Genomic DNA, 18,706 nt, shown 5'->3' on the forward strand with positions numbered 1-18,706 from the left:
CTTCAAACGGTCGACTCCGCAGAGTTTGAAAGCAAGTAACGGAGTGCGCCCGCCTCAAACCTTGGCTATCGTGAAGCAATGAGATCAAGAACAGCACAACCGGGATTCGACGCAGGCGAGACTCTGCAGCCTTCGCTCCCGCTTGGTAACGAAGCAGCCGATTTCTGGAACGCAGTCGAAAAGCGCGATCCCGCCTTTGACGGCAAAGTCGTCTATTCCGTCGCCAGCACCGGTATCTACTGCCGCCCGTCGTGCCCCGCGCGGCGGCCGCAGCGCAAGCATGTCAGATTTCACGCAACGAGCCAGGAAGCCGAAGCCGCGGGCTTCAGGCCGTGCAAGCGCTGCAAGCCGAACGAACAATCGTTGCGCGATACCTATGCGGCAAAAATCGCCCTCGCCTGCCGGATGATCGAGGAAGCGGAAGCGCCGCCGGCTCTTGCCGAACTCGCCGCAGCAGTAGACATCAGCCCCTACCATTTCCATCGCCTATTCAAAGCGATCGCCGGATTGACGCCGAAAGCCTACGCCATGGCCCACCGCCGCAAGCAGGTGCAGACAAGCCTCGCCAACAGCCGATCCATCACCGAAGCCATCTACGATGCTGGCTTCAACTCGACGAGCCGCTTCTACGATCAGGCCGATGCGATGCTCGGCATGGCACCCGCTGCGTTTCGCTCCGGCGGCATTAAGGCTGAGCTGCGCTTCGCGGTCGGCCAGTGTTCGCTCGGCGCCATCCTCGTCGCCAGCAGCGACAAAGGCATCGCCGCCATCTTCCTCGGAGAGGATCCCGAAACGCTTCTGCACGAACTCGAGGACCGCTTTCCAAACGCCGTCTTGATCGGCGGCGATGAGGCTTATGAAGCTGTCGTAGCAAAGGTGATCGGCCTCGTGAAGACACCCGCAACCGGCTTCGATCTTCCGCTGGACGTGCGCGGAACGGCCTTTCAGCATCGCGTCTGGCAAGCGCTCCGCGAAATTCCATGCGGCACGACAGCCACCTATTCCGAGATTGCCGGCCGGATTGGCATGCCAAATGCGGTGCGCGCCGTCGCCGCCGCCTGCGCCGCCAACAAGATTGCCATCGCCATTCCCTGTCACCGCGTCGTGCGCAGCGATGGCTCGCTGTCCGGCTATCGCTGGGGCATTGACCGCAAGCGCAAGCTCATTGCGCGCGAAGCGGAATGATGCGTACCCACTAATCTTGGGCAGTGCTAAAAAACTCCCGATCATTAAATCTGCACCGAAACCGCAAGTATCTATGCGTTCAGTACGCATCACGAAGAAGTTTTCAGGCAGCCCCCAAGCCGGACTTGACCTTGCATGGCAACAGAGTCCCACTACTTGCCTTTCATGGCCTAACACCGGAGACGAGCTATGAAGGTTGCAAACATCTTGCAGGCGAAGGGCACTGAAGTCGTCACCGTGCGGCCCGGCGATAGCGTTTGCGAGGTCGCGCACCGGCTCGTTACGGAAAACGTCGGCGCCGTAGTGGTAAGCTCCGGCGCAGGAACGCTCGACGGCATGATTTCCGAACGCGATATTTCATCGGGCGTCGCCTTCCACGGTTCCGGCATTGGCGCGCTGCATGCGTCCGACGTGATGAGCCGCAATGTGCCGACCTGCGCGCCGGACGATCCCATCGCCGAGACCGCGCGCTTCATGACGGACCGGCGGATCCGTCATCTTCCCGTTCGAGACGGCGCCCGCGTCGTCGGCATCATCAGCATCGGCGACGTTTTGAAGTACCGTCTCGAAGAAGCACGCCTCGAGACGCGCGTTCTGCGCGACATCGCATTGGTCATCCGCTGACTGCCAGTCGTCACGAAGAACAAGCGCCCGCGCTTATCCGAAGACTTGATAGCTTCAGCCTGTCACACTGAAGCTCCGAGCCAATGATTGAAACATTTTGCTATCGCCGATCCGGCACTGCAGAAACGCGAAATAGGCTTCAAGCGCCGTCCGGAAATTCCAACTCGTCAATTCCGTCCAAGCCGCATTGCGAATAAGCGCATAGCGGCGGCGCCGGCTCTCGCCCAGATAGCGCTTCAGCGCAAGAGCCGGTATCGCCTCTGCCGCTGCCAGCGTGAGCGACGTCCGGCGCTTTTCCTGCATGGCGACGATCGCGTCATAGGCCGTTGCAAGCGCACGGATTGTCGGTCCATGGCGCCCCGCTGATCGCATCAGATCTTCGAAGTTTGGAGCTTCCTTAAGTTCCGCACAGGGATCTCGGCCTGAAGCCTCTCTCTCGCGCGCCGCATAGAGCGCCAAGTCACGCGAGAACGACTGCCGCGCATGAAAGCGCGATGCGACCTGCGCATCGTGAAGCCGGTAATACAAGAATGCCTCGGGCAGGTTCGCGATGTGATGCCGCTCGGACAGCCGCAGCCAGAGATCATAGTCCTCCGCGTGCTGGAACGCGCCTCGATAGCCGCCGCAGGCCAGAACCGCATCCTTCCGCATCACGACGGTCGGATGCGAAATCGCGCAACTCCCCTTCCTGTAAAGCTGCGTTCGAATGGCAGAGGGATCGAGCGGATAGTTCGAACGGTCGCCCGTCGCTTTGCCCTCCGCATCGATGACCATCACCTGTGTACCAACCGCGGCCACACCCGGATGCGACTGAAGATAGCTGATCTGTGCCGCAAAGCGCCCGGGAATGGAAATGTCATCGGCATCCATACGTGCCACCAACGGCATCTCGGCAGCCACCAGCGCACGATTGAGCGCAGCTGAGATTCCAAGCTTCGGCTGCTGGATGATCTCGAGCCTCCCCTTCCAATTCAGATTGGAGCGGATGGCGACAGTTCCATCCGAAGAACCGTCGTCGACCACGATCAACTTGTTTACGAATGCCGCATCGGCAATCAGGCTGGAAATCGCAGACCCAATATACTTTTCCCCATCCCGGACGGGGACGATAACATCCAATTTCGGAAGCATGCTTGCATCCCTTGAAAAGGCATTATTCGAAAAAAAATATAAAATGCGGGGCCCGTGGCCGATTGGTCCGACTGAGTGGCAGCGGCAGGAACTGCGTAGGTCTGGGCACACCAAGCCGTGCTCCGGCAAATTCGCCGGATCGCAATCCTCGACGCCTACGCGGCAAAAATTCAATTGCTGAAAGAATGCGACAAGCTACGCATGAGACTGAGCGCGAGACGTTGCTTCCGGCTCGGGGGGCGGCCCCTCCGCTGGAACTCGGACAACGAACGCTGAATTTTCGCAACGCGCATTGAACCGTTCCCGGCGAACCCGCCCGGCGGCGAACCGCTGAAGAAGACTTCGCCGAGATAGAGATAGTCGCCGATGAATTCCCAAATGTGCTCGGTGGACCGCGTCGCCGTCGCCAGATATTCGCTCAACACGCGTGAATTAGCGCGAGCTGTGCCAACCGACATCTCTTGCGACCACTTCACCGACATCGCACCCGGGTGACGGCGGTAGCGCCATAAGACCTGCGGGATGACCCGCGTCTCATACCCCGCCTTGAAGTAGCGGAGCCAGAACTCCCAATCTTCCGCCTCACCTCGGGTCAGCCCGCTATTGTACTTGAGGCCCTGGAAGGATTCCGTATGGCCCATGTGGTTGTTCTTCAGATCATTCCACACGAAGTGCGAAAAATGCTGAAAAACCGTCGGCGCGCGAACTCCGGACTCGCTGCCGAACATTTCGTACCAGCCCTGAACGGAGCGCACGTTCTCCGCAAAATTGTCCTGCAGGTAGCGCCGGCTGACGGCGACGAAGTCGGGACAGATGAGATCGTCCGCATCGACGAATGCAAAGAGCGGAGTATCGCATACGGCGAGCAGACGGTTTCGCGTCTCGGCGAGGCCGCGCCAATTGAAATTGACGACGGAAACGTTCTCATAGCTCGCCGCTTTCTTCAGCACGTCCAACGACTGAGGCTTCGAACTGCCGTCATTGCCCACGATGATCTTCGCCGGAATTTCCGATTGATGAAGCGCGGATTGGACCGTCTCGAGAAGAAATTCGTCCGGATTGTGCGCGGGGATGAGGATGCTAACGCCCCAATCGCTTTCTCTGCGGGCCGGCGCAACATGCATTGAAGAAGGCTTCGGTGCGAGCCGCTCATAGGCCTCCACGTACCGCTGAGGCGCCGTCAGATCAGTCACGTACTGAATGATCTCTGGCCGATCGTTCTCCAAATTCAGAAAGAATTGGTCGACAGGATACGTCGAGATATCGCGCGCACCGTTGTTCACACAATAACGGTGCCTGAGGCTTGGCGGAATGAATTCACTCTGCGCGCTGCCGGCCAGCATCACCGGTGCAGCACCGCAAAGGATCGACTCGGCGGCCGCGTAGCAAAACGTCTCCCGAGGCGACATGTTGATGAGAATGTCGGAATCGCCGATGCGCTGAAGCGAAAGCTCGCGCGGCCGCCCGGGACAAAGCGAGACGCGATCGCCGAAGGGATAGAACTCCAGCAAGATCTTCTGCAGGAACTCCGCCATCGGCACATCCATCGGATGAACCGGCCCGAGAAATTCGACCTTCAACTGCGCATTGTAGTCGAGGAACCGCTTGGCGAGTTCGGTAAACTGCGCAAGCCCTTTCGAGACGATGACGGACCCATACCAGAGAACCTTCGCAGGCACCCACGCGGCGGAGATTGGCTTCGCCGCCATCCCGAGAGGTTCAGGAATGACTACAATCCGATCGGCCGCAACATCGTGCGACACCACCAGATTCTTTGCTGTCGCGGCTGAGGGGCATATGACTTTGTCCGCCAAACGGAAGCATTGGTATTCGAGATTGATCGTCTGATAGATCGACCTCGGAATGAACGCTTTCTGGTGCCTCGCAATGTTGTAGGTCGTGCCGTGATTGAACACGGTGATGACGCAGTTCCGGAGAGAAGGCTCAACGTTGCGCCGCTGCAGCAGGCAGTACAGCGGAGCACGCCAGTCGGTTCCTTCGATGATATCGAAGTTGTGCTTTCGATGCAGCGCAAGCACGGCATCAGCCACCGTCGCCGATATCACGAGATTCCGCTCTACCCTCGGGTGTTCATCGAGATCGATAGGGACCTCGTGCAGAACGTGCTTGAACTGATTGGACGTGCGAAAGAGCTGAACACCATCGCGCCACGTGAGCACGTGGCACTCGTGACCGGCAGCGTGAAGAGCGGCTGTAGCTTCGGAGAGATAGGTTGCAATGCCGGCTGTCTCACCGAAGGACGGGACCTCCGGACTCACAAATAAAATCTTCACCGAGAACCTCCGTCGGACAATATAAATTCGAAAAATGAGCTGGCACGCACGCAAGAAAGTCGGCTGCTGAAAGCTACCCATAAAAAGGAAGAGTCGGCCAAACGCGCGAAAATGACTTGAAAGAATGCAAAAGAGAGAATGCACCCGTCGTAGCGTAAAGATCCGCACACGTCTATGTTCGCCACGTCACAGCGAAACTCGTCAACAGAGCTTTTGCAGATCGCTCAAGGAATGTTTGAGTTTGCACTCAGCATAAATCACAAGCGTGAGTGATGTGCGCGCGCAGGTGACAACCAAACACTTTGCGTTTCGCTAAGGTGACGGAACGCGAAACGCGCGAGCACCGCATTCAGCCTCCAACGGAGAGAATAACTGGCATCGCCTCCCCGGGCGCGTCCATTTGCTCAGCGACGCTTCATTCGTCCTGCAGCAAAAGCGGCAGTGGCTTTACAAAGCCGGCCTGTTCGCGGGTAGCGGGCCAATGCCGCCGCAGACGCTGGCATTTCCGTCGCCCGCCAAGAAAAGCGGAATCGACCAGAAGAATGTCAGCATCGCCGACGAGCCCGAGCTCAACCCTGCCAGGCCGCGCAGAGCAATTTTCTACCCGCGTCTGCTTCTTTGTTGCGGGATTTACATTCGCCGCCTGGGCCCCGATCGTGCCCTACGTCAAGGATCGCACCGATCTCGGCGACTCCGGGCTCGGTCTGCTTCTCCTCTGCCTCGGCGGCGGGTCCGTTGCCGGAATGCCGCTCGCGGGATGGCTGTCGAAGAAATACGGCTGCCGCCTCCCCATCCTCTTTGCCGTGCAGCTTGTCATTTCGGCTCTTCCCGTTCTGTCACTCGCGTCGTCGCTCCCGCTTTTGGCCCTTGCCCTTTTCGTCTGCGGCGTCGGCTTGGGAACGCTCGATTGCGTCATGAACATTCAGGCCATCATCGTAGAGCGCGCCAGCGGCCGCGCGATGATGTCGGGCTTCCACGGCCTCTTCAGTCTGGGTGGCCTCGCCGGAGCTGGCCTCATGACGCTGCTCCTATCTTCAGGACTGGCCCCCTTCTCGGCCGTCATGTTCATCGTATCGCTTACGGTCGCTGCAATGGCCATGGCAGCGCCCTATCTGTTGCCCTACGGCGCGGAAGGCGATGGCGCTGCGTTTGCAATCCCGCACGGTGTGGTCTTGCTCATCGGACTTCTGTGCTTCGTCGTCTTCATGACGGAAGGCTCTGTTCTCGACTGGAGTGCAGTCTTCCTGACGAGTATCAGAAACGTCGATCCCTCCCTGGGCGGATTGGCCTACGCGGCCTTCTCATTGACGATGACGATATGCCGGCTGACGGGCGACGCCGTCGTCGAGCGCGTGGGGCGCGCACGCATGCTGCTCGCAGGTCCCCTCTGCGCCGCCATTGGCCTGTTCGTCGTAACGCTCGTGCCCTCCTCCTGGGGCACGGTCATCGGCTTTGGCCTCGTCGGCGTCGGTTGCGCCAACGTCGTGCCGATACTTTTCACAGCCATCGGACGCCAGAAGGCGATGCCTGAACATGTCGCGGTGCCGGCCGTAACGATGATCGGCTATTTGGGAATTCTGGCCGGTCCGGCCGCCATCGGCTTCATCGCGCACGCCGTTGGCCTACTTACCGCGTTTATCCTGATCGCCGTCCTTCTCCTCGCCGTTGCCGCCGGCGGCCGTTTCCTGCGCGTAGATGACTGACCAGAGTCCCACAGTCGCTCAGCCGCGGTGATGAGTTTCCCTCGCGGGCTAGCCAATGAGACGAGATCAAGAAGAGCGGACAAGGCTCATGCGTTTCTCGGTGAAGCGTCAAAAATCAATTTCGACACGTCGATTTCCGCCTTCTTTGGAATGAAGGACTGCCCGCCGCCAGCGTGGCTGTGCGTGATCTCGCCGATCAAGAATGCATTATCATCCGTATAAACGTCGATCCGAACGAATGAGAAGTAAGCGGCCAGGAGATTTACTGCGACTATGATTTCATCGAGCTTCTTGGGTCTTTCAGCTACGTCCGCGAGTGGATACCCCATCGAGCAATGGCAATCCTCCCACGCAGCCGTATAAAGCCGCCTCCTCCGAAAGCCTTTCGCGAGCTTGTTACCGTACTGCCTGATGATGACTTTCACCGCACCGTCATTGCAGAACAGGCTGAGTTCGTAGAAATCGCGCCCTTCGAAGATCGGCGGCTCGACGATGATCTTTGGCCGAAGATCGCGATAATTGGCTTCGCGTTTTTTCTTGTAATAACTGTGCTCGAGCCACCCGGCCAGCTTTGCATAATCGACCGGCTCGCCGCGCTCGCGAAAAACATTGAGACCGGAAGAGTGCGTTGCCTTGATGAAACACCGCTCCGGGAACTGGAATGCGGCGAGTTCAGCCCGCGATCGAATGACCCCAATCGTCGGAACGTTATAAGCCGGGCCAACAACACCGCTGATGAAGATCTTTGCGAGTTCCTTGTCGGTCGTGAATGTGCGGACAGGATCGGACAGCTCGCCTCCTGATTTGATCCGGTACAAGACATCGCTGAAAACGGACTTGTCACTCGGGTATCGACGATGCCGCTTTATGAATTTTAAAAACGCGTCGATGCGGTCTTTCAATCTGCTGGACGGAAGCAGGTAGCCGCAAAGTCTCAGAACCCAATAGGGGACAGTGATGACGAGAAATTCGAGTACGACGCCCATCCCTGATGCCCCCACCGCATTGCAGCCGAGGTCGAAATCGTTGGACGAACGCAGCGGATTCTTAAGTCCCGGATCAAGCCCGGTGTGAGAGGCTATAGAGGTTACTCTGAGCCAAATGCGTCACTGGAGGGCAACAGCCTCGTTGAAATAATCTTATCAAATTATAATCCGAGGATCTGGCGCAATCACTCACGGCGCGCGTAGCGGAAAGAGCGCGCGCAACTTCACATCACGCAGCCACAAGCCGCCCCACATGAAAAGCCCGAGATAAATCCCGAAGAGCTGATGGGAGAAGAGCGGGCTCCCCACGCGAACTTGCGTGGCCATGGCGCCGCCCAGGAACCCGGTCATCAATACGGCGCCGAGAACGCTCGTACGCGGAACGAGATAGAGAACGAGACAACCGAGTTCGATCAGCCCGAGCATGAGCCCGAAGTGCGTCGGCCAGCCGAGTTGAGAGAGCGTCTCGTCAACGACCGTCGCGCCCGCGAGCTTCGGCGCCACCGAGGCTGCGAGGATGAAAAGAGCAAACAGCGCGGTCAAGACGCGTCCCGTCCAGAGCATTCCCGAAGAATTCATGTCGCCCGTGTCCCCCAAAACCGTCCTCTCGCCCATCATACGCCGCGGCGTGACGCAACGGCAATCTTCGGGCACAGGCGAAGGCTCTGCACGGGCTCCAGACGGAAGGGTTCGGAAATGTTCCGAACCCGCGGCTTCACTCATCAAAATCGGTCGATCGCGAGACGGTCTCCCACGCCGCCATCTCCGCTTTCATGGCTTCGATCTTATCACCGACCAGTTTGAGAGCGTCAGCGCCGAGATAGAGCCGCTCGGGCGGATTATCCGACGCAACGAGCTTCAGCAAGGCTTGCGCTGCCTTGGCCGGATCGCCCGGCTGCTTTCCGCTCTTCGCCTGACGGCCCTTACGGATCGGATCCATCACGGCATCGTAGTCCGCGATGCTCCTATCTGCGCGCACCATCGAGCGCCCCGCCCATTCGGTGCGAAACTGCCCCGGCGCCAGCGCCGTCACGTGAATGCCGAGCGGCTTCACTTCCTTGCCCAGCGCTTCGGAAATCCCCTCGAGCGCGAACTTGCTGCCGCAATAGGCGGTGATGCCGGGCAACGTGATGAAGCCGCCCATCGACGTCACGTTGATGATGCGCCCTGAACGCCGCGCCCGCATGCCCGGCAGCACGGCTTTGATCATCGCAACCGCGCCGAAGACATTGGCATCGAACTGCCTTCGCACGTCCTCTAAAGGCGTTTCCTCCAGGATGCCCTCATGTCCATAGCCGGCATTGTTGACGAGGACATCGATCGGACCCACCGCCTGCTCGGCCATCGCGACGGCATCCGGTATCGCGCCGAAATTCGTGACGTCCAGCAACACGGCGTGCGCGCGGCCCGATTTGTCGGAGGCGAAAGCAGTCGCGGCCTCCGCGTTTCGCACCGTGCCGATAACGCGGTGCCCCGCCGCCAGCGCGCCTTCGGCGAACGCTTTTCCGAGGCCGGAACTGACGCCCGTGATCAAGAATATCTTTGAACTGCTCATCGGCTGCTCCATCGAAACCGCCCCTCATTGAGGGCCCAACTGCACTTTTATCATCGTGATATTTGACTTATATCATGATATAGGTTTCTGCGACGGCAAATTTCAAGGGGAACCTTATGTCCGCAGCGAAGGCCACGCCGCAGCCGCTCAGGGAGCGGAACAAGCAGCTCGCACGAGACGTGGTGCTGGATGCCGCCGAGCGGCTTTTAGAAGAGAGCCCGAATGCGGAGTTCTCAATGCGCGCTCTCGCAGTTGAAGCCGGCGTCGGCTTCGCGACGCCGTTCAATCATTTCGGCAACAAGAACGCGATCATGCAGGCGCTGTCGTCCCGTCTCATCGAACGCATGGCCACGCGCTTCCGCGAAGAAGAACCGGAAGGCGATGCCATCGACCGCCTTCTGGCGATGGGACGGATCAGCGTTGAACTCCTGCTGGAGAAGCCCACGGTTCACAAAGCCGTGGTGGGGTCCCTTGGCGTGGCCGGTCCCCATCCGAGTTCGGTCCACCAGCACTCTGGAAAGCTCTGGTCGCTGGCGCTCGGCAACTTCTCCGGCATCGCGCCGGACATGAAGGACGTCGCGCAAGCGATCCTCGCAAACCAACTCGCCTTCCACTTCCGCGGCTGCGTTTCTTTCTGGATCGCTGGAGAGCTTCAGGACGAAGAACTGGGAAATGCCTTCGAAGCCGGCGCCTGCGCGCTACTCTTGGGCTTCGCCAGCCCGAGGCGCCGGAATTTCCTGATTGCTAAGATCAAAAGCCTGCAGAGAGCGTCATAAAATCGGCGACCAGGGCGCGTCCTCTATCGCCTTCGAAAGCACTCAATGATGCCCCTCGATTGGTCCCACTGCCGACGTGTTTGGATTGTGAGCTGTTCCGCTTGAGAGGCGTGTTGCGGATATTCGTATGATTGATCGCCCGCGAACGATCAGGTGGTTCAGCGCCGCCAGTTTCTTGGCATTGGCTACGGTGACCGTCTCCTTGGCAGTTGCCTATCATCTCAATGGTTCGCTCTTCAAAACCGCTCAGGTCGCTGATCTCAGAAGCTATGGCGGAACAACCTTCGAGGACCTCGCGCATCTGGAGCTTTGGCGCCTGGCAACCGCCCAATTGGTTCACGCCAAGATCCCGCACATGCTTTTCAACGCTCTGTGCTTGTTCCTGCTTGGAAGCCTTTTGCAACAGGCAATCGGTTCTCTCCGGCTCATCTTTCTCTGGCTTGTGGCTGGCGGCTTAGCAACGGCCATCAGCCCTGTTCTGATCGAGGCGCCATGGAATGTGGGCACAGGGGCATCGCAGGCAGTATTTGCCTTCGCAGGATGTTCTGTCGTGCTGGCCATCTTTGGCGCCATCGATTGGCGGCCGGCGTTCGGTCTCGCGGCACTAGTCCTGGTGACAGGATTAGCTCTGGACCTAGCGTATGCGGGATATCCGAAGCCTGGACATGTTTCCGGCTTCATATTCGGAGCGGCCCTCGGAGCCGTTTTCATCCGCCTGAGGCCAGACGTCCAACAGGCGAACTAAGCGCATTCGCTCGCTGGGGCATCGTAGCGAAAAATGGTGTGACCGCGGGCGTCTCAGGTTGGTTGGCGGAGAGGGTGGGATTCGAACCCACGAGACCCTTGCGAGCCTACACGCGTTCCAGGCGAGCGCCTTCAACCACTCGGCCACCTCTCCATCGCAATCGCGAAGGTGGTCACTTAACCGATCCGAGACGGAAGCGCAACGCCACTCGAACAACTCCGCCACTTGACCGCGGCCCGCCTGAGCCACACTAAATGGCTTACCTCCCAGCGCCACTCATGGCGCCCGTTCATCGCCGCTTTCAGGCCCGATGAACGAGCCGGTGAACGAGATAGTGCGTCCATGACCTCGTCAGTCCTGCTGAAAATCTTCGCCGGAATGGCCGCATTGAGCGCCACGGCCTACTGTTGCCTGTGGTACGCAGCGGGCGAGCCCAACAACGGCTGGCTGCTCCGGCTGGCTGGGGCTGCGTTCCTGATCGCCCTCGTCATGGGCGTGGTGAACCCAGAAACCCGCCCGCGGCTGATGCTGCGGTTTCTCGCCGCGCTCTTCGCCCTCGGCGCCCTCATCTCGTTTGCCGCCGACATCACCCAGCCATCGGTCGAAGGCGCGGCGCCCGGCTCCATCTCTCTGATGCAGCACCTTGAAACCGGCGCGCCGGCCTTCCTGGAAGCCTTCGAACGGTCCGTCACCACGTCGATTGAACCCGCCCTCTGGAACCCGGTCCTGACGACCGTTCTGTCCCTGCCGGGAACGCTGATCTTCCTCCTGCTCGCGATTGCGTGCGGCTATCTCGGACGGCCGCGCCGCCGCATCCGCATATTCGCGAACGACTATTGAGAGCATTCAAGTTTGTAGCGGCCGGCGCATCCCGAATCGGCCTTCGTCCTTCTGAAACGAAACGCCATGATCCACCGTATACTGGGCGTGATCCAAACATTGAGAAGGAGCCAATCCATGTTCGCCAGGAAGCAGGTTGCAATGCCAGCTCCGGAGCAGGTCCTGAAAGGCCGCCCGGCTCCAATCCTCGCGCCCAATGCAGAGCACTTTGTTTTTTCGCGCCCCCTGAACCCACCCTATCCCGCGGGTCTCGAAGTCGCGGTCTTCGGTCTGGGATGCTTCTGGGGTGCAGAACGTCTGTTCTGGCAGCTGGGCGACGGCATCTGGATCACCGCAGCCGGTTATGCCGGAGGCTCTACGCCGAATCCCACGTATGAGGAGGTCTGCTCCGGCCGCACCGGGCACACCGAAATCGTGGTGGTCGTCTTCGACCCCAAGGTGATCTCGTACGAAACGCTCTTAAAGACGTTCTGGGAGGCCCATGATCCGACCCAGGGCTTCCGCCAGGGCAACGACGTCGGCACCCAGTACCGCTCGGCGATCTACACGACGACGCCCGAGCAGTTCGCGGCTGCCGAAGCGTCGAAGTCAGCCTATGAGAAGGCGATCGCCGGCAAGGGCTACGGTCCCATCACGACGGAGATCGGGCCAGCGGGCCCCGTCTATCTCGCCGAAGGCTATCACCAGCAGTATCTGGCCAAGGTCCCAGGCGGCTACTGCGGTCTTGCGGGAACGGGCGTGACCTGCCCCGCGCCTGCGGCCTCCACTTGAAGCACCATCGCGCCCGGCGGCCGGCTCCCAGCGGGGAGTCGCCGGGCGCAATCAAAAGATTCGCCGGGCGGCCGCTTCCTCATTGGGAGCCGCCCTGCGCAATCGAAAATAGCACTGACCTTCTATTTGGGATCGGAGGCCTTTGGGTCCGGCGTTGCTGCCTTGCGCACGTGCGGCCTCAGAGCCGGCCGCGCCGCCAAGTTTGACGGCGGCGGCTTCGCGCCGGGCACCGCCGCGGCTTTCGCGAGCGCCGCATGCACCGAAGCGGCCTTCGCTAGAGCCTTCTTGACTTGTACAGGCGTCAGCAGCGCCTCTTGAGGAACCTTGACCGGATCCGGGCGCGCCGAAAGCACTGCGCGGCATTCCTTCGGCAGTTCCGCCAGCATGAGCGGCGGCTTCGGCGGCTTCAGCTTGGAGACTGGCGGAGGCGGCGCCGGTTGCGCCGGCTCCTTGGCGGGGATGACGCGCGCCAGCCAATTGTCGACTTCCTTCCCGCACCCATCCTCATTGCCCGGCGGCGGCTGCGGTGTGCATCCGGCAAAGCCCTCAGGGCATTTGATGCGGATGTGGAAGTGATAGTAATGCCCGAACCACGGCCTAACCTTCCCGAGCCACGCGCGGTCCACCGGATCGGCCATCTTGCAGAGCGCTTTCTTGATGGCAGGATGCACGAAAATCCGCTCGACCTCAGGATAGGACGCCGCCCGCTTGATGAGCGCGGTCTGTCTCTCGGTAAAAATCGTCGGATCGACCGCAAGCCCGGTGCTGTCGAGCATCGACGTCGCTTGCAGCTCTTCGCGTTCCTTCTCGGTGAGGCGTCGATCAGGCATCGGCGTCAGCCAGATGTCGGCATCGAGCCCGATCTGATGGCTCGCATGTCCCGTTACCATTGGACCGCCCCGCGGCTGCGCCAGATCGCCGACGAGAAGACCCGGCCAACCATCGAGCGTCTGGGCATCCATCGCAAATCGTTTGACCAGCGAGACCAGCTCGGGATGTCCCCAATTGCGATTGCGTGACAGGCGCATCTCCTGCCAAGCCGGCCCGTCGATCGGCAGTTCCACAGCGCCCGCGAGACAGCCGCGCGAATAGGACCCGATGGCGCGCGGCGCGAGCGGCGCAGGCACCTTTGCAGCGCCGAAAAGCGTCTTCGCCCCGACGAACGTCGGCCAGACAGGCGCGGTCGGAGGCTCCACGGTCCCGAGACCGGGAATGGGCTCGACCTCGATCGAAATTGGCCGCGCCTTGGACGACTTCGCGCCCGCCGCGACCGCCGTCCCCTGGAGGTGATCGGGCGCCACCGACCCCGTCGTCGTATCGCGAGTCGGCGCAGCAGCATTCGGACTGACCGGCTCCTCGCCCTGCGCAGCCGCTTCCTCCGTATTCGTCAGCACACCACCCTTCGGCACGAATGCCGGGAGCGGCGCATGCGCGTCCACATCGGGATGAGCCGGATCCGGCGAAACGGGAACGCCGCTTGAATCGTCGACGGGCCGGGGTTCGGCACGCAGCGGCCCGATGAATTCCAGCGCGGTAAACGGCGCACCTGGCGATTGGAGCCACGAAGCCACGGCCACGGCCATCGCACAGAAGACCGCGAGCACCACGAACCTTGCGGCCCTCATGCTATGTCCCCGTTTTTGCCTCGCATCATTCTAGACCATTCTCGGGCGAAATTCTGGCTCAACGTCGTCTGTAGTTGCGCGGTTGCCTAGCACCGCCTTAATGGACCGCAGCCATTTGGTCGCCCCGTCTATCCATCTCATTAGCTCCGGCCCGAAGCATTTATGAAACCCCTTCAGCAAGTTACCAAACCGCCGGCCAAAGGCCCCGCATCTGGGCCCCATACCGTCTTTCGCATCGATACCGGCATATCCGCTGCCAAATCTCGCCTGATTTTAGCCCACGGCGCGGGAGCGGGGATTACTTCTTCGTATATGGACCAGATGGCCTCACTCCTCAGTGAGCGCGGCATCGCACTCACGCTCTTCGAGTTCGCTTACATGTCGGCCAGACGTGAAGGCGGCCCAAAGCGCCCGCCGCCGAAAGCCGAGAAGCTGATCCCGGAATTCCGGGATATGGTGAGCGCGGTCGCCGCTGAAAACCCGCGCCAGGAACTCTTCATCGGCGGCAAGTCGATGGGCGGCCGCGTCGCCAGCATGCTCGCCGACGAACTCTACGCAGAAAAGGCGATCGGCGGCCTCGTCTGTCTGGGCTATCCCTTCCACGCACCGGGAACGCCCGACAAATTGCGCATCGACCACCTGACGAAACTCCGCTGCCCCGCTCTCATCGTCCAGGGCGAGCGCGATCCCTTCGGAAACCGCAGCGAAATCGAGAAAGTCAGGCTTTCCAAGAAAATCAGCTTCGCCTGGATCAGCGACGGCGATCACGATTTCGGCCCGCGTGGCAATTCCGGCTTCACGCGAAAAGGCAATCTGGCAGCCGCCGCCGATGCCGTTGCGGCATTTACCGCGAAGCATTAGGGCCTGCGTTGACGCTGAGGGCCGAGCCACCTACGGTGCGCGCCTTCGTCTCACGTCAAGCCTTTGTAATATCAACCTCACCGACCGCAGCAGCACCCGATGACCGCACTCGTCTTCACGCCCGATCAGGCCTCAGCCAGCCAGCAGTCGAAGGCTTGGCCGTTCGAAGAAGCCCGCCGGCTCATCAAGCGGCTGGAGAAACTGCCGGACGGCGCGACGAAGACGGTCCTGTTCGAGACGGGCTATGGTCCCTCGGGCCTTCCGCACATCGGCACGTTCGGTGAAGTCGCGCGCACGACCATGGTGCGGCACGCGTTCGAGATTTTGACGGAAGGCAAGCGCAAGACGCGCCTTCTCTGCTTCTCCGACGATATGGACGGCATGCGCAAGATTCCGGAAAACGTTCCCGACCGGAAGGCGCTCGAGCCCTATCTGCAAATGCCGTTGACGTCGGTTCCGAACCCCTGGGGCGGCGACTACGCGAGCTTCGGCGATCACAACAACGCCATGCTCCGCCGCTTCCTCGACACCTTCGGCTTCGACTACGAATTCGCGAGCGCAACGGAGTATTACAAGTCCGGCCGCTTCGACGAGGTCCTGCTGCGTGCGGTCGAGCGCTACGACGACATCATGAAGGTCATGCTGCCCACCCTCGGCGCCGAACGCCAGGCGACCTACAGCCCCTTCCTGCCGATCTCGCCCAAGACGGGCCGCGTCCTCTACGTCCCCATGAAGAAGGTCGACCCGAAGACCGGCACGATCACGTTTGCCGACGAAGACGGCGAAGACATCACGCTTCCCGTCACCGGCGGCCAGGTCAAGCTGCAGTGGAAGCCCGACTTCGGCATGCGTTGGGTCGCCCTTGGCGTCGACTTCGAAATGTTCGGCAAGGACCATCAGACGAACGCGCCGATCTACGACAAGATCTGCGAAATCCTCGGCGGCACGCCGCCTGAGCACTACGTCTACGAACTCTTCCTCGACGACAAGGGCGAGAAGATTTCCAAGTCGCGCGGCAACGGCCTGACGATTGACGAATGGCTGACCTACGCTTCGCCCGAGAGCCTGTCGCTCTTCATGTATCAGAAGCCGCGCAGCGCCAAGCGGCTCTACTTCGACGTCATTCCGCGCGCGGTCGATGAATACCTGCAGTTCCTCTCGAGCTTTCCGAAGCAGGACGCCAAGCAGCAGCTCGACAACCCGGTCTGGCACATCCATGCAGGCCAGCCGCCGCAGCCGCAAATCCCCGTCACGTTCGGCTTGCTGCTGAACCTGGTGTCGGCCTCCCACGCGCACACGAAGGACGTCATCTGGGGCTTCCTCAATCGCTACACGCATGGCGCGAAGCCGGAAGACAATCCGATCATCGATCAGCTGGCGGGCTACGCGATCCGCTACTACGAAGATTTCGTGAAGCCGACGAAGAAGTTCCGCACGCCCGACGAGGTCGAGGCGGCAGCGCTCGAAAGCCTCGACAAGGCGCTGGCCGCGCTTCCCGCCGACAGCAATGGCGATGCGATCCAGAACGCCATCCTCGATGTCGGACGCGCAATTCCGCGCTATCAGGACCCGACCAAGACGAGCCCCACCGGCGGCCCGGGCGTCAAGCTCGACTGGTTCCAGGCGGTCTACGAGATCCTGCTCGGCCAGGAACGCGGACCGCGCCTCGGCACATTCGTTGCGCTCTACGGCATTCCCGAAACCCGCGCTCTGATCGCCAAGGCCCTCTCCGGCGCGCTCGCCAGCGCGTAAGACGCGCATCCTTGCGCACTCGGCGGCCGGCTCGACGAACGAGAATCGCCGAGCGCAAAAGGTCAGACGACCGGCGCCGCCCTCTCCGTCTCCTCGGCCGCATGCACACTGCGGCCCGCGGATTTCTGGCTTGAAATGTCCACGCGCCAGATGCGGTCGACGAGGCCGATGAGACGCTGCTCGCGCGCCTCGATCTGCCCGTGCAGCCATTCGCGCTCCTGGACAGCGTCGCGCGTGATGGCGAGCATCGGCGCGTCCCGCAAGCCCTTCGAATAGATCTGCTTCTTCTCTTCCCACGACGCGTTGCGCGCGCGGTCGTTCTCCTGCTGCGTGATCAGCACCAGGTTACCGAGGCTCTCGACGAGTTGCGCCCGCTCCTCCGCACTCGGGAACGATTGCCGCCACGGGCTCAAAGCCGCGGGCCGCTGCGGCAGCACATGCTCGATCGTATAGAGATCGGGATCGACCGCATCCAATCCGCCCGACATCTCGTCGCCCAGCCGCAGCAGCAGCAGTTTGCAGACCTTCGGATTGCGCTTATGGAAGTCCTTCAAATGAAACGCGATGCCGCGCACCTCGTCCCGCGTCATCTGTAAAACCGGATGCGATTTGTCGATCGCCTCGCCCGAGCGAATGACCCTGATCAATTCCGCGAAACGGCGGACGCGCTTACCCGATCCCGCGCACAACAGCCGCGTCAGCATCGCCAGGCGTTCGATCTCGCCGAGCAGGAACAATGCCCGCGCCGGATCGCGCTTCCAATCCTTCAGCGCGAAAATTGCCGCCGGCGCCCAGTCTGCCTCCGGCAAGCGATTGAGATACGTGAGCAGCCGCCGCATCTCAGGCGGCAGTTCGTCCCGCCCGTTCTTGCGAATGAGCGCATAGGACTCCGCCAGCGGCAGGAACACGTCTTTGAAGAAAGCTTCCGAACCCCCGGAATCGCGCATGACCTGCCGCACGCCCGAAACGATCTGCAGGCGCCCATGGCCATAGATCGTCCTCAGATGCGCGAAGAAAGCCTCAAACCCCTCGCCGAGCTCAGCGCTCACGTCATCCCACTTGGCAACCGCCCACTTGGCGTCGCCCGATGACATGCGGGCAAGAATATCCGATTTCAGGATGTCGTTGCGCTGCAGCTTCCTGCCCCGCTCGTTCAACACGACGAACATCTGGTGAGACCGGTCGATATCGTTGCCAACGATGACAACGACGAAACACCGGTCAGCAATGAAATCGGCAAGCCGCGCGCGCGCCGAGTTCGTCAGTTCCTGCAGCACGGACTTGAAGCGGTCCCGCACCTCCAGCAGCGTCGCCTCCGGCAGGGTGGGCGATGGAACGTCAGCCGGCAGGATCGAGCTTCCGGGTTGCAGAACATTGTCTTCGAAAACCGCACGTTCGCGTGTCGACAGATGCAGCCGGAAGCGTTCCGTCCGGAAAAACCGCGTCCCCACCTGGGCGACCAGCATGCTGTGCACGCGCTTCGCAACAATTTTTCGCGGATCGGTTTCGAGATCGCGCAGAACAGCCAGAAGCGTCATCAGAGTGATGAGGCGCTGCTGTCCGTCGATCACGCCGAATTCGCGAGCCGTCATTTTGGGTGAAAGCTTTGCCGTCTCGGCGCCCGGCGCATCCATCAGCACGACCGCGCCCAGGAAATAAGCGGGTTCCGCTTCGTCGTCCGTCGAAATCCCGGCAGCCTCGAGAAGATCGTCCAGAAGCTGCTCCGCCTGCTCGCGCCCCCACGAATAGGGCCGTTGGAAGAGCGGGATGTTCAGAAGGTAAGGACCGGACAACAATTCTGAAATGCTTAGCGATGCCGTAGGATACACGCTGCCACAACCCTCTTGACTGCTATTCC

The 18,706-nt window shown here is 60.9% G+C and carries 16 protein-coding genes and 1 tRNA gene; 9 read left to right on the top strand and 8 right to left on the bottom strand.

What is annotated here, in order from left to right:
• The first annotated feature begins 78 nt into the window (after positions 1-78).
• Both ada and VFG26_RS12620 read left to right on the top strand, forming a co-directional pair.
• Positions 79-1,185: a bifunctional DNA-binding transcriptional regulator/O6-methylguanine-DNA methyltransferase Ada gene (gene ada / locus VFG26_RS12615; RefSeq protein WP_325025790.1), complete on the top strand. Its 1,107-nt coding sequence runs from the start codon at positions 79-81 to the stop codon at positions 1,183-1,185.
• A gap of 189 nt (positions 1,186-1,374) precedes the next feature.
• Positions 1,375-1,809, top strand: coding sequence for a CBS domain-containing protein (locus tag VFG26_RS12620; RefSeq protein ID WP_325025791.1), 435 nt, complete (start codon positions 1,375-1,377; stop codon positions 1,807-1,809).
• A gap of 54 nt (positions 1,810-1,863) precedes the next feature.
• Here the strand turns inward: VFG26_RS12620 and VFG26_RS12625 are convergent, their stop codons facing one another.
• Complete coding sequence (locus VFG26_RS12625) at positions 1,864-2,940, bottom strand: glycosyltransferase (protein ID WP_325025793.1); 1,077 nt, start codon at positions 2,938-2,940, stop codon at positions 1,864-1,866.
• Positions 2,941-3,110: 170 nt separating this feature from the next.
• On the bottom strand, positions 3,111-5,234 hold the full coding sequence (locus VFG26_RS12630; RefSeq protein WP_325025796.1) for a glycosyltransferase: 2,124 nt from the start codon (positions 5,232-5,234) through the stop codon (positions 3,111-3,113).
• Between the two features lie 542 nt (positions 5,235-5,776).
• Between VFG26_RS12630 and VFG26_RS12635 the strand changes: the two genes are divergently transcribed.
• Positions 5,777-6,937 (top strand): MFS transporter, encoded by a 1,161-nt coding sequence (locus tag VFG26_RS12635; RefSeq protein ID WP_325025798.1) that lies wholly within the window; start codon positions 5,777-5,779, stop codon positions 6,935-6,937.
• 86 nt (positions 6,938-7,023) lie between these two features.
• Here VFG26_RS12635 and VFG26_RS12640 read toward each other — a convergent pair whose 3' ends face one another.
• The 3 genes from VFG26_RS12640 to VFG26_RS12650 form a co-directional block, all read right to left on the bottom strand.
• A complete protein-coding gene (locus VFG26_RS12640) occupies positions 7,024-7,923 on the bottom strand; it encodes an ATP-grasp fold amidoligase family protein (RefSeq protein ID WP_325025800.1) in 900 nt (299 codons plus the stop codon).
• A gap of 189 nt (positions 7,924-8,112) precedes the next feature.
• On the bottom strand, positions 8,113-8,502 hold the full coding sequence (locus VFG26_RS12645; protein WP_325025802.1) for a DoxX family protein: 390 nt from the start codon (positions 8,500-8,502) through the stop codon (positions 8,113-8,115).
• 136 nt (positions 8,503-8,638) lie between these two features.
• Positions 8,639-9,478 (bottom strand): oxidoreductase, encoded by an 840-nt coding sequence (locus VFG26_RS12650; RefSeq protein ID WP_325025803.1) that lies wholly within the window; start codon positions 9,476-9,478, stop codon positions 8,639-8,641.
• 116 nt (positions 9,479-9,594) lie between these two features.
• On the opposite strand from VFG26_RS12650, the gene VFG26_RS12655 reads away from it, so the two are divergent.
• A complete protein-coding gene (locus VFG26_RS12655) occupies positions 9,595-10,254 on the top strand; it encodes a TetR/AcrR family transcriptional regulator (protein ID WP_325025805.1) in 660 nt (219 codons plus the stop codon).
• A 127-nt stretch (positions 10,255-10,381) separates the two neighbouring features.
• Entirely contained in the window at positions 10,382-10,999 is a 618-nt protein-coding gene (locus VFG26_RS12660) for a rhomboid family intramembrane serine protease (RefSeq protein ID WP_325025806.1), read from the top strand.
• A gap of 63 nt (positions 11,000-11,062) precedes the next feature.
• On the opposite strand, the gene VFG26_RS12665 is transcribed toward VFG26_RS12660, so the two are convergent.
• A tRNA-Ser gene (locus tag VFG26_RS12665) sits at positions 11,063-11,152 on the bottom strand.
• Positions 11,153-11,341: 189 nt separating this feature from the next.
• Between VFG26_RS12665 and VFG26_RS12670 the strand changes: the two genes are divergently transcribed.
• Together VFG26_RS12670 and msrA are read left to right on the top strand one after the other, a co-directional pair.
• Positions 11,342-11,839 carry a hypothetical protein gene (locus VFG26_RS12670; protein WP_325025808.1) on the top strand — a complete coding sequence of 166 codons (498 nt, stop codon included), beginning with the start codon at positions 11,342-11,344 and terminating at the stop codon, positions 11,837-11,839.
• A gap of 117 nt (positions 11,840-11,956) precedes the next feature.
• Positions 11,957-12,610, top strand: a complete 654-nt coding sequence (gene msrA / locus VFG26_RS12675; protein ID WP_325025810.1) for a peptide-methionine (S)-S-oxide reductase MsrA — start codon at positions 11,957-11,959, stop codon at positions 12,608-12,610.
• 122 nt (positions 12,611-12,732) lie between these two features.
• Here the strand turns inward: msrA and mepA are convergent, their stop codons facing one another.
• Positions 12,733-14,235: a penicillin-insensitive murein endopeptidase gene (gene mepA, locus VFG26_RS12680; RefSeq protein ID WP_414653291.1), complete on the bottom strand. Its 1,503-nt coding sequence runs from the start codon at positions 14,233-14,235 to the stop codon at positions 12,733-12,735.
• A 162-nt stretch (positions 14,236-14,397) separates the two neighbouring features.
• Here mepA and VFG26_RS12685 point away from each other — a divergent pair, with 162 nt between their 5' ends.
• The gene (locus VFG26_RS12685; RefSeq protein ID WP_325025812.1) at positions 14,398-15,096 is read left to right on the top strand and encodes an alpha/beta family hydrolase; all 699 of its coding nucleotides are present in this window, start codon (positions 14,398-14,400) and stop codon (positions 15,094-15,096) included.
• A gap of 99 nt (positions 15,097-15,195) precedes the next feature.
• The gene (locus tag VFG26_RS12690) at positions 15,196-16,848 is read left to right on the top strand and encodes a lysine--tRNA ligase (RefSeq protein WP_325025814.1); all 1,653 of its coding nucleotides are present in this window, start codon (positions 15,196-15,198) and stop codon (positions 16,846-16,848) included.
• Positions 16,849-16,910: 62 nt separating this feature from the next.
• Here VFG26_RS12690 and VFG26_RS12695 read toward each other — a convergent pair whose 3' ends face one another.
• Entirely contained in the window at positions 16,911-18,677 is a 1,767-nt protein-coding gene (locus VFG26_RS12695) for a DUF262 domain-containing HNH endonuclease family protein (RefSeq protein ID WP_325025815.1), read from the bottom strand.
• Positions 18,678-18,706: the final 29 nt, after the last annotated feature.

Origin of the sequence: Hyphomicrobium sp. (assembly GCF_035687085.1) — a bacterium.
In the GTDB taxonomy this organism is placed as follows: Bacteria; Pseudomonadota; Alphaproteobacteria; order Rhizobiales; family Hyphomicrobiaceae; genus Hyphomicrobium_B.